This window comes from Renibacterium salmoninarum ATCC 33209 (assembly GCF_000018885.1).
In the GTDB taxonomy this organism is placed as follows: domain Bacteria; phylum Actinomycetota; class Actinomycetes; order Actinomycetales; family Micrococcaceae; genus Renibacterium; species Renibacterium salmoninarum.
In genome coordinates, this window is sequence record NC_010168.1 from 192,924 (window position 1) to 207,261 (window position 14,338).

The following is a 14,338-nucleotide window of genomic DNA, read 5'->3' on the forward strand; positions in this document are numbered from 1 at the left end:
TACCTATCTGTTTGATTAACATTCGAAGCAGACAATTACGACAAAATGCAGCACAATGCTAGATCCAAGCCGAAGGGTTTGGCCGCGAAGTTGAGCTATTGCGGCGAGGCCCAGAGGGTAGCAAGCCGGATCATGGCACGATGGATCTAATGAGAATTACCAAGGGCCAAAGCGGCCAACGCGGCATTGCAATGCCCTTGTGGCTGCAAGGGGTCTTCGAATCTCTGCAGCTTTCGGTGATAGTCGCAGTGCTCGTCTTACTGCCTATCGGTGCAGTATTCCTTAGCGGCGGATTTGGGAATCCTGCGGCCGGTGAGGTGGCTCAACTCGGTGGACAAGCTTGGTTACTCATTCATGGTGTTCCGCTCAACCTCACCATGGCAGCGGGTGCTTCATCGGGTTCAGTGCAAAGTGGTGCGCTCACGCTAGTACCACTTGGTTTGGCGCTGATCCCCTTTTTCTTGGCTTGGCGCGCTGGCCGCAGGCTGGCCAGGGCATCGTATTCGGATCAATTGTGGCAAGCGCTCTTCGGTGCAGCGGCACTTTACGCGGTGCTGGGATTAGCTACTGGATACATTTGCCGGACCCAAGTTGCCTCGGCAGATTTAGCGCCGGCAGCTTTGATTCCGCTTATTCCGGTACTACTTGGTTTGGTCATTGGTGCACGCAGAGAAGCCGGCTCTTGGGGACGGCTGATCGGTGTCGATGCTGCTGAACGCATGGCACGGACAAGTCAAGTGTCGCGCTGGACAGGTTCATACTTATGGTCGGCAACACGCGCGGCCTTTTTGGCCGTGATTGTTGTTATGGGCTTAGCTGCTTTGCTTTTTGCGATCAACTTGGCCGTACATTGGGCTGATGTGGTGGCGGTGTACGAAGGCCTCAAAGCCGGGCCCATGGGCAGCGCAGCGCTCACCTTGGCCCAACTTGGATATTTCCCGAATCTTGCCGTCTGGACGATGGCCTGGTCATCTGGTTCTGGATTCGCCTTAGGCGTTGGCTCAACAGTGGGACCGCTTGGCACCGTGGTGGCACCGATTCCGGCGATCCCCATTCTTGCAGCACTACCGGTTGGCCAGCTCAGTTGGGGAGTGCTTGCCTTAGTCCTGCCTATCGGGGCAGGAGTCGTCGCTGGTTGGTGGTTCTTGCGTGAGGGCGAGAATCACTTTGACGACTGGCTTTCAATCAGAATTCATCAACGCTGGCTGAGCGCGAGTCTGTCCACTATCGGACTTGCCGCGGTCATTGGCGCTGCAACAGCAGTATTTACCGGCATTCTCGCTTGGCTCTCGCAAGGTTCTGTTGGCATTGGTCGGCTGACCGATGTTGGTCCAGAAGCGCTTGCGACGGCAGCTTGGCTGGGCTGTGAAGCCGCAATCGGTGTGCTGATCGGATACGCAGTCGCCCCGTGGCTGGAAGGTGCCAGGCAACGAAAGTCCGTGCGTCAGGATTTCGATCCTTTTCAGGACCAAACGCACTGACCGGTTTCGCCTAGGATTCTCTATATGCGCATTCTCGCTTTGGTATCTGGTACCGGGTCCAATTTACAAGCCGTTATCGATGAAATGACGGCGGGCAAGCTTGACGTCGAAATAGTAGCGGTCGGGGCGGATCGGCAGAATACCTACGGAGTTGAGCGCTCCGCGGCGGCAGGCATCGAAACCTTTGTCGTTGACTTCAAGGCCTTTGCGCAACGCGCGGATTGGGACCAAGCGTTATTAGAAAAGGTCCAGTCGTATGAGCCTGACTACGTCGTCTCCTCGGGTTTTATGCGCATCGTTGGTGCGGAATTTATCAATGCTTTCCCGAAGCGCTATCTCAACACACACCCGGCGTTATTGCCTGCGTTCCCGGGTGCGCACGGTGTTCGCGATGCCTTGGCATATGGTGTCAAAGTGACAGGCTGCACCGTGATGTACGCCGATGCTGGCGTGGATACCGGGCCGATTATTGCCCAGCGCGCCGTCGACGTTTTGACCACAGATTCTGAAGAAAGCTTGCACGAGCGAATCAAAGTTGTTGAACGAGAACTGCTGATCCAAGTGTTGGCCGAGCTGAGTGCTTCTACGCAGTAGCCAAGCTGGCGTAGACGGCTTGAGATACCGCATTTCGCAGCGGACGCATCTCAGGACCATTTCGGCCCGGATGCACTCGATTAGTCAGCAAAACAATGCTGAGTTCTACACTTTGATCTACCAATAATGAGGTGCCGGTAAAGCCGGAATGCCCAAAGGCCTGATGCCCGAATACCGACATCCATTCCGGCTGGCCAATTTGCGGGCCTAGCCCTTGGCCAAATCCCAACTCACTGGTGCTGGAAGGGCCAAGGATGTCTGCCAGCTGATCTCGATGCATTTCATCGGCAAGCTCACGGGGCAAGATTCCTGGTAAGCCAAGCCGCAGGGCTTCAGCAAAGACACTCAGCCCGTTCGCGGTGGCGAACATGCCCGAATTGCCTGCGGGTCCAGCTGCCTTGGCGGTCAAGGACCACGCGGCTTCATCACTGACAATGCCGCGAATCATGCCTCGGTAATACTCGGGCTGAAACTCGGTTGCCGCACAATTGTCCACAAGCGGTGTTGCCGTCAATCCGCTGGTCGGAAGCTTAGCTAACACACGTTCTTGGACCAACGAAGCCCACGGCTTAGCGGTGCGCGATTCGCAGAGTGCCATCACGGTGTTGTAGCCGAAACAAGAGTATGCGTTGCGACTTCCGGGTTCAGCTTCTAACTGCGCATCGAGTAAATTGGCCAGCAACTGATCGCGGTCAAAATGTGGATGCTCTGCGACGCCGGATCGCCAGCCAAGCCATTCGCTAGCTAAGCCCGAGGTATGGCTCAGTAAATGCCGCAAGGTAACTTTGGATTTTGGTCCCGACCGATATTGCCGCAAAATTCTGCCGATCGGCTCGTCCAGAGCCAAGTCCCCATCGGCCACTAAAGATAACGCGGTAACCGCGGTGAACAATTTGCTGATCGAGGCTAGATCGTAGAAAGTCGAGGTCGTCGCGGGAAGTCGATCAGCTACCGGCAATTCAATGCCGTGGGCATTGAATTGGACGGCGTCTCCAACCGTAATATCTACCACGGTCTTGCCCTGGACCAACACTTGGCAGCCACCGTCCGTAGCAGAACCTGCCGAACCGACCGGCGTCGCTGAGTAATAGCCCCAGGCCCCGTTTTGTTCGGTAATGACGCCACCCACTTTGGGCTGAGTAGCGAATGGCTCAAACTTATCCGAGCGGTACGCTTCAAGGGAGTTGGGGTAATACAGCACATTGACCGCAGCGCTATTTTACATCATCTCTTGTGCCTTCTGCACCAATTCACTGCGCTTGGTCTGATCCAACTCGGTGTGCTGAGCTTTGATCAATGCATCAAGTTCTGGAATGCAGAGACCGTTTTCCGACGTTCCACCGGTGCCGTCCGCATTTGGCAGTGCTGAGCACTGGTTGATTGACAGCTGATAGTCGGGATCTGGTCCAATATTCCAGCCCGTGAAATACATATCAACGTTGCCAAGGATCGAATCGTCATTCACCTGGACATTGGACTTCATCTCAGGGGTGACCGTGATGCCAATGTTCTTCAGCCACTTCGTGACGAAATCGATGATTTGTTGATGCGTTCCGTCGGTATTGCGGCCCAGTAGCCGTAATGTCAGCGATTTACCAGTCTTATCAAGTCGCACGCCGTCAGCGCCCTTAACATAGCCGCTCTCATCGAGCAGCTTGTTCGCGGCATCCGGATTAAATTTCAGCGGCAGGTCAGAGTTTTTCCAGTTGTACAGGGAATAGCTCGCTGGAACTTCACCGGTTGACTCGACGCCCTGACCGTTGAGAACTTTGTCTAGCAAAGTCTTGTTATCCATGCCCATCAAGATGGCCTTGCGTAAATTGAGATCCTGCAAGGCCGGGTTGCCATCTCCCATCAAGGTGCCGTCTTTCGCACGGGTGCCAATGTTGAGCGCAATTCCTACGTATCGACTACGTCTTACCCGAGTTTGTGGTGATTCCGGGCTGGTCTTTCAATGCCTCGAATTGAGTCGCGGTTAGCCGACCAACCACATCGACTTCGCCCGTTTTCAAGGCCTGTACCGCGGCGTCAGAGTTCTTATAAGGCACCCAAATGAGGCCATCAACCTTGGCTTTTCCCAACCGGTAATTGGGGTTAGCTTTCATCGTGACACCGGCGGATTTGTCATAGCTTACGACCACAAAAGGTCCTGATCCGACGTCGTCTTTGTCATTAGCGAATTTGCTAGGATCAGCCGCTTTTGACCAGATGTGTTCTGGCATGATCGGCAACTGGCTACCCGGGTTTGGTGCTTGAGCGTTCTTCAGCGTCATGACCAGGGTTTGTGCGTCTTTGGCGACAACGCTTTCGACATTCTCCACGAGTGTGCCGTTCGCTTGCTTGAGCGCATCGTTGGACTGAATCGAGCTGAAAGTCCATTCCGTGTCTTTTGCCGTGATGGGTTGGTCGTCAGACCATTTTCGGCCCTCTGGCATATGGAAGGTCCAGACTTTGCCATCGGTGCTGGTATCCCATTTATCGGCCATGGCTGGAACTAGTTCATTATTGGCGTCGTAGCCGGCCAAGGTTTCGTATTGCAGCGCCAAGACGCTCTGGGCCGAACTCGCGATAGACGTGAAGTGATTCAACGTATCGACTTCACCAGGCATAGCAACTTTGAGCGTGCTGGTCTTGCTGCTGTCGCTGGCATCCGCGGCGTTCGACGGCTTAGCTTCTGCCAAGGGGGCTGCGATTACGGCGATGCCCAATAGGCTCGCAGCAAACCGGAACTTGGGCTTGGAAGCTGCAGATCTCATTCGCCAACCTTTCGATTCGTTGGCGTTGATGGATGGTCGTGCTGACATAGTAGTCCCCTTAGCAGGTTCGCCGTTCTGGTGTCACGGCGGAACGGTGGGTCGCGACGATGATCTGAGATCGGGCAGTTTTGCGGATAGCGGAGGCAACGGTTAAGAAAATCGCTTTCCGAAACAATATCGTCTCAGATTTTGCGGGGAAACCCGACCAATGGCTATTCGGCGTGAAGTGCTTGGCTCAATCGGCCGTGATTCTGAGCAAGTACCTTGACGGCCTCAGTAGCGCTAAAACCGGCCAGGATCATCAAAATCGCGACTTTTACTGAGCCACTAGCCGCAGTCAAAGCCGATTGCGCGGCTAGCAAATCAGCTCCGGTGGCTTGAATGACTGTTCGTTCGCTGCGGGCCCGCAATTTTGCGTTGGTTGCCTGTAAATCCACCATCAGGTTCCGATAGGTTTTTCCTAATCGAATCATAGTGATGGTGCTAATCATGTTCAGGACTAATTTTTGGGTGGTGCCAGCCTTCAGCCGAGTGGAACCCACCACGAATTCGGGACCGACCTCAATATCAAGGGCGAAATTTGCCTGCTGACCTAGCGGGGAACTGGCGTTGCACGAAAAGCCGATAGTCAGTGCGCCACGGGCTGATGCTGCGTCAAGGGAGCCCAGTACGTAGGGTGTGCGTCCAGATGCTGAAACGCCAAGCACTGAGTCCAATGGCCCAAGCTTCAGCTCGGTGAGATCTTTTTACCGGCATCCGCATCGTCTTCAGCGTTTTCTACCGCGTTACGTAGCGCAAAATCGCCGCCGGCAATAATGCCCAGCACCGTTTCAGGCGTAACCCCAAAAGTTGGCGGACATTCGCTTGCGTCCAAAACACCTAACCGACCTGGAGTGCCAGCACCCACATAGATCAGTCGGCCTCCTTGCTCCATTCGTCCAGCGATCTGGTCAATGATTTCTGCGATCAGCGGCACTGCGTTTGCAATAGCGGTTGGCACTACGGAGTCTTGCGCATTCATTGCTGTGGCCAGCTCCAGGGTGCTCAACTGGTCCAAATCTGAAAGATCAGGGTTCCCAGACTCCGTGACCAGAGTGCTGAGCTCGTTTCGGAGGCTGGCCTGCTGATCTGGCTCGGTCATCGACCTTGGCTCTCGGCGGCATTTTCCAAGGCATCCACTTCACGAAGCAGGATCTGGTGCGCCCGTTCTGCTGGCAAGCCGGTCATCACCATCAAAATCGCGACCTTTGTTGAGCCGTCCGCAGCAATCAACATCTTGGCTGAATCTATTGCGTTTAGGCCGGTGGCCGTCATAAGAGTCCGTTGTTTGCGACTAAATGCAGTCTCATTTGTTGAACGCAAATCACCAGTTTGGATCTCGGTAGCTGTGCCGAGCCTGGCTATGCAGACCGCGCTGATCAAATTCACGATCATCTGTTGCACGGTCAGATGGAAATCGGGTAAGCGAGGATCCGCCTCGGCAGCAGCTAAAGGCAACGCCAGCAACATCTCGTCCTCGTTTGCCGAAGTGCCCGTCGAAATACCAGCTGTGCTGTTGCAGACTCGGACGGTAAGGGCCCCGGATCGGAGTGCTGATTTCATCGCGGCGTCGAGATAGGGCGACTCCTGTGCACCGGAAATGCCGATCAGGCAGTCTTGCGAAGTCAGCTCCAGTGCAAGCATGTCTGCTGCGCCGGCGAGCTGATCCTCTTCTGCGCTGGCGGCTGGTATTGCTGACAAAAAATCTGAAGCTGAAAAAGTCTGCGAGATCGTTTCCGTGGCGGAACCCAGCTCGGAACTTTGCTGGGATAGCAGACGAAATTGGCCGTGATGAGCCTCGGAAAGGTAGATCAAGCGACCAAAGTTGCGCAGCCGCGGCACGATTCAGTCGATTGCCACCGCCACATTGTGGCCTGCATCCTGGATCGCCGCAGACGCGGCAGCTGCACTTCCGTTGAGCGCCTTGACTAATTCTGCGGTCCCAAGCCCGGTCAGATTCACCAGATGAGCAGAACTGAGCTCAGCCATAAGCTGTTCGAGTGCGGCGCGTGACGCAGTACTGACCTCTGTCATGAATTGCCTCTCGAGGGCACAGTTGCCCTTCGAATGATGTGGGTGAAAATTTTCTACACTAGATTACGCCATCATGTAAATTTTGGAACTATCGTGTTCGTCACTTTTTTCCAGAGATACCTTCGAAAATCGTGCCAAATGCGCTGCGCAAGTTCGGCTTCGCTGATGGCCCGATATATTCCGGCTAAGCTGATCGTGGGGGAGAAAGGTCGAAGATGACAGATTTCCAGGCTCTGGTTAGCGCACATTTAAACGAACTGACCCCAGCGGCATACCGGGTTGCGTCCGTGATTACGGACAATTTGGGCGAGGCGGTCAATCTGACCATCTCAGAGCTCGCGGTCAAGGCAAAAACATCGGAACCCACCGTGTTGAGGGTTTGCCGAGTCCTCGGATTTAAGGGTTATCCGCAACTGCGCCTAGCGCTCGCCTCTGAGATAGGCCGGATCGCCGGAGCCGAAGAAGGACTGGGGCTTCCTGAGACCGCCTTGCATCCTCATGATTCTCTTGCTGACGTCGTCGCAAAGGTTCGTTTTAACGAAACTAGAGGAATCGATCAGACACTGGCCGCGGCCGATCTGGACAATCTGAATACCATTGCGACAGTGCTTGACGGCGCGGAGAAGATTCATCTTTACGGCGTGGGTGCAGGGGATTTGGTCGCCAAGGATATGTACTACAAACTTTTCCGCGTTGGCCGCCAGGCCGCGGTTTATACCAACCCGCATGATGCGCTGATGGGAGCGGCGCTCATGGGTAAACGTGATGTGGCGATGGCGTTTTCGCACAGCGGAACTACGGTGTTAACGCTCGATTTCATCACTACCGCGCAGAAAGCGGCGCTAAAACCGTTGTGCTGACAAATGCGCCTGGTTCACCTTTAGCAATATCTGCCGATTTCAGCATGCGGACGGAAGTGCGTGAGTCGCCATTCCGCTCGGGAGCGATGTCTTCTCGTCTAGCTCAGCTTGCCTTGGTTGATTGCATATTCATCGCTGTTGCCCAGCGTCGCTATGACGATGCTGCCCATGCCTTGGAGCTCACCAGGGAAGTAGTCCTGCCAGCGCAACGGCGTGATTTCTCGCTTTGACGGGCGTTCTTCCCTTGATTTAGAGCACTGGCACTGCTGATTTTTGGAAATAGCCTGCCACTTCTTGTGCGCTAATCTGGGAGGAACCGAAGGCGGTCACCGTGATCGCTGGCGGCGTTTGAACTGGGCGCAGACCGGCATTGAGGCAAATCAACTTTGGGTTCAGCGCAGCAAGTCGAGAAAGTTCACGCCATTGTCTGGAGCCATCCTCCAAAGAATCAGCAATTACGACGTCGGGCACATCAGCTTCGACCAGCTCAAAGTACTCGGCGAATGCGGTATGGAAAAAGCTACCCGCGGCGCCGATGGCCAAATTTTGGTCACCGCGAAGATCCCGCAAAGAAATTCGTTTGGCAGCAAAAAGTGATTCTGACAGCGGTGCATTGCTCCACAGCACGCTTTCGGCAACGTCAACCCAGTCCGGATCTTCGGTGGAATTGTTGACGCTGTGCGGATTTTCCGTAGCTAAGGCAATCCGGGTGGCTAGCGATTGATTGCGCTGGTAGGCAGCTTTGAGCCGTTCACGGGGGAGTGCACCACTTTGGACGGCGGCAAGCAGAGCATCACGGACCTCCAAATAATCGGTGCGATCAGGCTCGGGGTCGGCCGACGCTCTTGGATTAGCCGGGTTGCCGACGCAGAGCAGGTCAGTACCGGCCAATATTGCTTTGACCGCGCCAGCTCCGGAACCGACTGTTTCTCTGATTGCCGCCATATCGAGTGCGTCGGTGATGATTACGCCGTCGAACCCGCTTTCGCGCAGCATCTGCAACGTTGAGGAATTAGTGGTGGCCGGTTCCTCGCCAAGGTCGGCTAAGACGATATGGGCGGTCATAACAGCCTCGACGCCGGCCTCGCTCGCAGCTTGAAACGGCGGCAGATGCTGCTCGCGTAGTTGAGCCACATCGAATTCCAGCCGAGGCAACCCAAGGTGAGAATCTGTGTGCGTATCCCCGTGGCCGGGAAAATGCTTGGCGCATGCGGCAATTCCGGTTTTTTGAATCCCACGAACCATGGCAGCAGTGTGTCGGGCGACTAAACCGGTGTCCGCGCCAAACGACCGGACGCCGATAACGGGATTTGCCGGGTTGGTATTGACATCGGCAACCGGCGCAATCGCCAGGTTAATGCCGCTTTGCCGGCAGAGCCGTCCGATGGCTGTGCCGGCGGCTTCGGTCACAGCTAGCTCGTCGCGTCGGCCAAGAACTGCGGCACCCGGAAGCTGCGAACCGTGTTCGGTCTGTAAGCGGGTAACATTGCCGCCCTCTTCATCGACGCCGATAATTGCCGACGGATTGAGCGTGCGGATTTGGGCTGACAAATCCTTCAGCTGTTTGGCGGATTCGATGTTTTGCCGAAAATATACGACTCCCGCTAAGCCGTCACTGAGCGCGTCATTGAGCCAATCGGGCACACTACTACCCAAGAAGCCGGGCCAGATCACGCCATTGACTTCGCGCAGTAGATTCTCAGAGGTCATCCGCCGAACTTATGTGCCGCTCGCGAGGCTGTCAATTAGGCGGCAACAAGTTTGCCATATCCTTTCGGGTTTTATCTCAGCAAGCTCCGATATGGTTTGGCGATGGGTGAGATTCAGGTTCCGGGCGGCACTTTGCCAAGACCGCGTACTGTGCCGGTGAACGGTGCCAACATTGCCGTGTTTGAATTTGGCTTAGAACCCGGGCCAGGCGTGCAGACCGTGCTGCTAATGCACGGGTTTCCGGACGATCATCGCTTGTGGTCCCCGCTCATCGGCGAGCTGGCCGAGGATTTCCATCTCGTTGCTTATGACTCCCGTAACGCCGGCAAGTCCTGGGTAACCGTCGGTGGCTTGGCACCCTTTGTGATTGAGCACCTTGTCGACGATGTTTATGCGGTTCTCGATTCAGTCGGCGTGGACAAGGCGCATATTGTGGCGCACAACTGGGGCTCAGTCCAAGCCTGGTCAGCAGTGCGCGATGAGCGAGCGCCGAAGCGAGTGCAGTCTTTGCTTTCGGTCTCGGGGCCAGATTTGCGACATTATCGACATTGGCTGAAGCGCACGCTGAGTAACCGGCAAACCCGCCTTCAAGGCCTAGGACAGTTGGCTAAATCTTGGTACATCCTGTTTTTCCAGCTGCCTAAGCTGCCAGAAATTATGCTGCCCAAGGTGATCTCTGGACTCCGCACGGGCGTGCAGGAAGACGGGCTGGGTACCAATGCAGCACGCGGGCTCGCTCTGTATCGGGCCAACACCGGGATACGAAAGGTTCGCACGTCCGAGTTTTTGCCAGCTGCCAGGGCCAAATTGCAACGCAGTACTAAGGTGCCAGCGCTTTTGGTGCAGCCCATCCAAGATCGATTCGTCTCGGTAGACCTTGCCCAGGGAGTGCACGAGTGGGCGCCCCATACCGACACGTTGCCAGTTCACGGTGGGCATTGGTGGCCAGCAAGTCATGCGCCCGAACTAGCCAGAATTACCAAGGACTGGATTGGATCGCATTCTGCTGCTGCCGACGTGGCATAAACTTACTGGGTATCCCACCGAAAATTCTGCGGCCCAGTCAAGGCGCTTTGCAGATCACCCCACGGAGATTTTTGTGACATCTGTGCAGTTTGACCTGATCCCCATCCGCAGAGCGCTCATCTCGGTCTATGACAAGACTGGCGTTGAAGAATTAGCCGCGGGTCTGCACGCCGCAGGTGTGGTGATTGTCTCCACTGGCAGCACGGCAGCTCGGCTGCGCTCAGCAGGTATCCCAGTGACCGGGGTTGAAGAGGTTACTGGCTCGCCGGAGATGCTCGACGGCCGGGTGAAAACTTTACACCCCCGCATTCATGCAGGCATTTTGGCGGATCGACGCTTGTCGGACCATGTGCAGCAGCTCTCTGACCATCAGATCGATGCTTTTGATTTGGTCGTGGTGAATCTTTACCCCTTCGTTGAGACGGTTCGATCCGGCGCTGAGCAGGACGCAGTCGTCGAACAGATCGACATTGGTGGTCCCTCTATGGTGCGTGCTGCGGCGAAGAACCACGCTTCAGTGGCGGTTGTAGTAGACCCAGCGCGTTATGTCGACGTCGTATTGGCCGCACAGCAGGGCGGCTTCAGTTTGGCCGTGCGTCAGCAGCTGGCAGCTGCGGCTTTTGCGCATACCGCTGCCTATGACACGGCAGTTGCCTCGTGGACGGCGGCCCAATTTGGCGACGGCACTGATCCTGCGAACAACTGGCCGCCGTATGCGGGCCTGGCGTTGGAACGATCGGAAGTGCTCCGATACGGCGAAAATCCGCACCAAGCTGCCGCGCTTTACGTAGACAAGGCGGCCGCGCCCGGTATTGCCCAGGCGGATCAATTGCACGGAAAAGCCATGAGCTACAACAACTTTGTTGACGCTGACGCCGCGTTGCGGGCCGCCTTCGATTTCAGCGAACCCGCAGTGGCGATCATCAAGCACGCAAATCCCTGCGGCATTGCCGTCGCTTCGGCAGATGCGGTCGATCCGGTCGCCGAGGCACACGCCCGGGCACACGCCTGCGACCCGATGAGCGCTTACGGTGGCGTGATCGCGGTCAATCGTCCGGTGACCGCCGGGCTGGCGGCAAATCTAAAAGGTGTTTTGACCGAAGTCATTATTGCGCCGTCCTTTGAACCAGAAGCTTTGGAAAGGCTGCAACTGCGTCAAGACATTCGACTCTTGACCCTTCCAGAAGGTTACAGTCGGGATGCCGCGGAGTACCGCCAAGTTTCCGGTGGGGTTTTGGTACAGATGGCGGATACCATTGAAGCCGAAGGAGACAACCCGAGCAATTGGACACTTGCGGCTGGTGAAGCGGCCGATGAAGCTACATTGGCTGATTTGACCTTCGCCTGGCGCGCAATTCGGGCGGCGAAGTCGAATGCGATTCTGCTAGCTCACGACGGCGCTGCGGTAGGCGTTGGTATGGGACAAGTTAACCGGGTGGATTCTTGTAAATTGGCGGTGGAGCGGGCGAATACCTTGGCACTTGATGCCGACGGAAACCCGATTGAACGTGCTCGCGGTGCGGTTGCTGCTTCGGATGCTTTCTTCCCTTTTGCTGATGGCTTGCAAATCCTGCTCGATGCTGGAGTTCGTGCCGTGGTGCAGCCAGGTGGGTCAAAGCGCGACGACGAAGTGATTGCCGCAGCTAATGCTGCTGGTGTGACGTTGTATCTGACGGGCGCGCGGCACTTCTTCCACTGATCTTTGAGCCGTACTGCGGTTTAAAGAGGTTTCCTGTGGCACAGTTGTGAATTTGCGATTATGGTTCTCTATATCGCAATTCATCGTGGTTAGCCACCGTATCTAGGGGACTTCTATGTTCAGTACCGTTTTGCCTGCGTTCAGGATGACTGACGATTTCACTAACCTCATGATCCTGGCGTTGTTCATTTTCGGTGCCCTGATGGTGATCTCCGCGCTGCTGCCCAAAATCCCAGTTGGTGGGCGTGTGGCCGGAATCTTGCTGGGCCTGGGCTTCATTGGTTATGGAATTTACGTCAATCTGCCCAGTACGCGAACCGTATGGGTTGGGCTGCCACTGCTCATCGTGCCGGTCGTGGTGCGCGTCTCTAATATTTCGGCTTCGGTCAAGGGGCGTAAACTAGTAGTTCAGTCGGTAGACCATGGGCCGCAAGGGTATTACCCGCCGCAACAGCAGTACCCTAACCAAGCAGCACCGCAATTCCAGGGCCAGAATCAACCGCAAAATCCCGCACCGCAGGGTTACCAGACGCCGCAGGCTCAACAGCCGCCGCAGCAATACCAGCAGCCGACTGATCCGACCGTGTAGCAAAATCGTGATCTGCGCTTTCTAGCAGCCGCATTAGTTTGGAGCTATACTGGATTAACTGGGCAGGCGGTAGCTGCTTGTTCGCCGATGTCAGGAGTGCATCATGCGTTACACCGAAGTAGTTAGCACGCCGATGGATCTTTCCGGAATCTGGATCGGCATCGCCATCGTGGCGGTAGTCGGGCTCCTCGCTCTGTGGTTTCTGGTCATCCAACCCAGAATTTCGCGCAAACGCGTGCTGAGTCACCAGGAGAAAGCCTTGCAGCTGGCTACTGATTCTGGCCGCGAGTCCGGCGATAAGTATGTGAATGAGAGCGCGGTGCGCAATAGCATGGCGCGCAGTTCAGGTCCGTTGGGCAACAGCTAACGTCCTCGCTTAAAACTATGTCCCGCTGAGTCAGCATGCTCAGTGGGACATAGTTGTTTTATCCCGCTGAACTGGCCAGCTCACCGGGATAAAATTGCTGGGATAAATTTGCCGCCGCAATGCGGAAGAAGCCGTTAGGCGAACCTCGCTGAAGCGCTGTCCAGAGTAGCGACGTCTTCAACAGTCAGCTTGAGGCTGGTTGCGGCGAGCAAATCGGGCAGTTGCTCCACGGTTCGCGCCGACGCGAGTGGGGCAGCTACTGCTGGCTTAGCCAGCAACCAAGCGAGCGCCGTCGTCGTGATAGTTGCATTGTGGGATTCAGCGATAGAACTCAGCGCATCGATCACGCCAAGACCATCAGCGTTGAGGAACTTTTCGGCACCAGCCCCGCGAGGTGAGAGCGCAAAGTCTTCGGCAGAGTGGTACTTCCCGGTCAGGAATCCGCTGGCCAGCGAATAGTAAGGAAATACGCTGAGGTTGTGAGCTGAAGCTATCGGAGCCAAAGTCTGCTCAAAGTTCTTTCGCGCGACGAGGTTGTATTCCGGCTGAAGTGCAACGGGTAAGGCATATCCGCCCGCGTTCGCAATCTTCAACCATTCCGCGACTCGTTCCGACGAGTAGTTTGAGATGCCGATATAGCGAACTTTTCCAGCACGAACTAGGCCGTCTAATGCCGCCACCGTCTCTTCCAGCGGCGTTTGTACATCGTCGTAGTGTGCGTAGTACAGATCGAGGTAGTCGGTTTGCAGCCGCTGCAACGACGCTTCAGCTGCGGCCGAAACATTAGCAGCTGAAAGTCCTTTGAACTGAGGATGCTGGCTCAGTTTGGTGGCGATAACCACCTGATCACGATTGCGCCGCGCCGCATGCCACTCACCAATCAGAGTCTCGGATTCGCCGCCCGAATTTCCCGGAGCCCAGGCGGAGTAGACATCTGCAGTATCAATAAAATTACCGCCGCTGGACACAAAAGCATCCAAGACATTTTCGGACTGCGTTTGATTTGCGGTCCAGCCGAAAACATTGCCTCCTAGAGCTAATGGAAAGACGTCAAGGTCAGAAGTGCCGATGCGCGCCATTGTGTTGTTCCTCTCAAGAATCTGTGTGGGCCCGGTTGCGACAACCCGGCCGCTGGCCGAATATTCCCGTATCTGGGAAATTGACAGCTGACTTGAAGCTCGCC

Annotated in this window: 17 protein-coding genes; 8 read left to right on the plus strand and 9 right to left on the minus strand. The window is 55.8% G+C overall.

The features are described from left to right. Window positions 1-149: 149 nt before the first annotated feature. Together RSAL33209_RS00955 and purN are read left to right on the plus strand one after the other, a co-directional pair. Window positions 150-1,481 carry a cell division protein PerM gene (locus RSAL33209_RS00955; protein ID WP_049759036.1) on the plus strand — a complete coding sequence of 444 codons (1,332 nt, stop codon included), beginning with the start codon at window positions 150-152 and terminating at the stop codon, window positions 1,479-1,481. A gap of 24 nt (window positions 1,482-1,505) precedes the next feature. After that, window positions 1,506-2,075 carry a phosphoribosylglycinamide formyltransferase gene (gene purN / locus RSAL33209_RS00960; protein WP_012243692.1) on the plus strand — a complete coding sequence of 190 codons (570 nt, stop codon included), beginning with the start codon at window positions 1,506-1,508 and terminating at the stop codon, window positions 2,073-2,075. Here purN and RSAL33209_RS15735 read toward each other — a convergent pair. The 7 genes from RSAL33209_RS15735 to RSAL33209_RS00980 all read right to left on the minus strand — a co-directional run bounded on the left by RSAL33209_RS15735 (window position 2,065) and on the right by RSAL33209_RS00980 (window position 6,904). Continuing rightward, window positions 2,065-3,276, minus strand: coding sequence for a serine hydrolase domain-containing protein (locus RSAL33209_RS15735; RefSeq protein ID WP_012243693.1), 1,212 nt, complete (start codon window positions 3,274-3,276; stop codon window positions 2,065-2,067). The genes purN and RSAL33209_RS15735 overlap by 11 nt on opposite strands. An 18-nt stretch (window positions 3,277-3,294) precedes the next feature. Next, window positions 3,295-3,972: an ABC transporter substrate-binding protein gene (locus tag RSAL33209_RS19095; protein ID WP_080503729.1), complete on the minus strand. Its 678-nt coding sequence runs from the start codon at window positions 3,970-3,972 to the stop codon at window positions 3,295-3,297. Between the two features lie 13 nt (window positions 3,973-3,985). Continuing rightward, entirely contained in the window at window positions 3,986-4,831 is an 846-nt protein-coding gene (locus RSAL33209_RS19100; protein WP_158539277.1) for an ABC transporter substrate-binding protein, read from the minus strand. Window positions 4,832-5,043: 212 nt separating this feature from the next. Further along, the gene (locus RSAL33209_RS18400; protein WP_233494296.1) at window positions 5,044-5,538 is read right to left on the minus strand and encodes an N-acetylmuramic acid 6-phosphate etherase; all 495 of its coding nucleotides are present in this window, start codon (window positions 5,536-5,538) and stop codon (window positions 5,044-5,046) included. Window positions 5,539-5,558: 20 nt separating this feature from the next. Further along, window positions 5,559-5,972: an N-acetylmuramic acid 6-phosphate etherase family protein gene (locus RSAL33209_RS18405; protein ID WP_012243698.1), complete on the minus strand. Its 414-nt coding sequence runs from the start codon at window positions 5,970-5,972 to the stop codon at window positions 5,559-5,561. Next, window positions 5,969-6,712 carry an N-acetylmuramic acid 6-phosphate etherase family protein gene (locus tag RSAL33209_RS00975; RefSeq protein WP_012243699.1) on the minus strand — a complete coding sequence of 248 codons (744 nt, stop codon included), beginning with the start codon at window positions 6,710-6,712 and terminating at the stop codon, window positions 5,969-5,971. Before RSAL33209_RS00975 ends, RSAL33209_RS18405 begins: the two co-directional genes overlap by 4 nt. A gap of 3 nt (window positions 6,713-6,715) precedes the next feature. Next, complete coding sequence (locus RSAL33209_RS00980) at window positions 6,716-6,904, minus strand: hypothetical protein (protein ID WP_012243700.1); 189 nt, start codon at window positions 6,902-6,904, stop codon at window positions 6,716-6,718. Between the two features lie 215 nt (window positions 6,905-7,119). On the opposite strand from RSAL33209_RS00980, the gene RSAL33209_RS00985 reads away from it, so the two are divergent. Together RSAL33209_RS00985 and RSAL33209_RS15755 are read left to right on the plus strand one after the other, a co-directional pair. Beyond that, entirely contained in the window at window positions 7,120-7,764 is a 645-nt protein-coding gene (locus tag RSAL33209_RS00985) for a MurR/RpiR family transcriptional regulator (RefSeq protein ID WP_012243701.1), read from the plus strand. Continuing rightward, entirely contained in the window at window positions 7,758-7,994 is a 237-nt protein-coding gene (locus RSAL33209_RS15755; protein ID WP_012243702.1) for a MurR/RpiR family transcriptional regulator, read from the plus strand. The genes RSAL33209_RS00985 and RSAL33209_RS15755 overlap by 7 nt, the downstream gene beginning before the upstream one ends. 19 nt (window positions 7,995-8,013) lie before the next feature. Here RSAL33209_RS15755 and RSAL33209_RS00990 read toward each other — a convergent pair whose 3' ends face one another. Continuing rightward, window positions 8,014-9,474: a glycoside hydrolase family 3 protein gene (locus RSAL33209_RS00990; RefSeq protein ID WP_012243703.1), complete on the minus strand. Its 1,461-nt coding sequence runs from the start codon at window positions 9,472-9,474 to the stop codon at window positions 8,014-8,016. A 102-nt stretch (window positions 9,475-9,576) separates the two neighbouring features. On the opposite strand from RSAL33209_RS00990, the gene RSAL33209_RS00995 reads away from it, so the two are divergent. From RSAL33209_RS00995 to RSAL33209_RS01010, 4 genes are all read left to right on the plus strand, one after another. Beyond that, a complete protein-coding gene (locus tag RSAL33209_RS00995) occupies window positions 9,577-10,500 on the plus strand; it encodes an alpha/beta fold hydrolase (RefSeq protein ID WP_049758750.1) in 924 nt (307 codons plus the stop codon). Between the two features lie 82 nt (window positions 10,501-10,582). Then, the gene (purH, locus tag RSAL33209_RS01000) at window positions 10,583-12,199 is read left to right on the plus strand and encodes a bifunctional phosphoribosylaminoimidazolecarboxamide formyltransferase/IMP cyclohydrolase (RefSeq protein WP_411740990.1); all 1,617 of its coding nucleotides are present in this window, start codon (window positions 10,583-10,585) and stop codon (window positions 12,197-12,199) included. 115 nt (window positions 12,200-12,314) lie between these two features. Beyond that, window positions 12,315-12,788, plus strand: coding sequence for a hypothetical protein (locus RSAL33209_RS01005; protein WP_012243706.1), 474 nt, complete (start codon window positions 12,315-12,317; stop codon window positions 12,786-12,788). A 103-nt stretch (window positions 12,789-12,891) separates the two neighbouring features. Then, a complete protein-coding gene (locus tag RSAL33209_RS01010; RefSeq protein ID WP_012243707.1) occupies window positions 12,892-13,155 on the plus strand; it encodes a hypothetical protein in 264 nt (87 codons plus the stop codon). 134 nt (window positions 13,156-13,289) lie between these two features. Here the strand turns inward: RSAL33209_RS01010 and RSAL33209_RS01015 are convergent, their stop codons facing one another. Then, a complete protein-coding gene (locus RSAL33209_RS01015) occupies window positions 13,290-14,234 on the minus strand; it encodes an aldo/keto reductase (protein WP_012243708.1) in 945 nt (314 codons plus the stop codon). Window positions 14,235-14,338: the final 104 nt, after the last annotated feature.

Excerpts from the sequence above, each read along its gene's own strand:
- RSAL33209_RS00955 (WP_049759036.1), top strand. The coding sequence starts at position 150 with ATGAGAATTACCAAGGGCCAAAGCGGCCAACGCGGCATTGCAATGCCC.
- purN (WP_012243692.1), top strand. The coding sequence starts at position 1,506 with ATGCGCATTCTCGCTTTGGTATCTGGTACCGGGTCCAATTTACAAGCC.
- RSAL33209_RS19100 (WP_158539277.1), bottom strand. The coding sequence starts at position 4,831 with ATGAGATCTGCAGCTTCCAAGCCCAAGTTCCGGTTTGCTGCGAGCCTA.
- RSAL33209_RS18405 (WP_012243698.1), bottom strand. The coding sequence starts at position 5,972 with ATGACCGAGCCAGATCAGCAGGCCAGCCTCCGAAACGAGCTCAGCACT.
- RSAL33209_RS00980 (WP_012243700.1), bottom strand. The coding sequence starts at position 6,904 with ATGACAGAGGTCAGTACTGCGTCACGCGCCGCACTCGAACAGCTTATG.
- RSAL33209_RS00985 (WP_012243701.1), top strand. The coding sequence starts at position 7,120 with ATGACAGATTTCCAGGCTCTGGTTAGCGCACATTTAAACGAACTGACC.
- RSAL33209_RS00990 (WP_012243703.1), bottom strand. The coding sequence starts at position 9,474 with ATGACCTCTGAGAATCTACTGCGCGAAGTCAATGGCGTGATCTGGCCC.
- RSAL33209_RS00995 (WP_049758750.1), top strand. The coding sequence starts at position 9,577 with ATGGGTGAGATTCAGGTTCCGGGCGGCACTTTGCCAAGACCGCGTACT.
- RSAL33209_RS01005 (WP_012243706.1), top strand. The coding sequence starts at position 12,315 with ATGTTCAGTACCGTTTTGCCTGCGTTCAGGATGACTGACGATTTCACT.
- RSAL33209_RS01010 (WP_012243707.1), top strand. The coding sequence starts at position 12,892 with ATGCGTTACACCGAAGTAGTTAGCACGCCGATGGATCTTTCCGGAATC.
- RSAL33209_RS01015 (WP_012243708.1), bottom strand. The coding sequence starts at position 14,234 with ATGGCGCGCATCGGCACTTCTGACCTTGACGTCTTTCCATTAGCTCTA.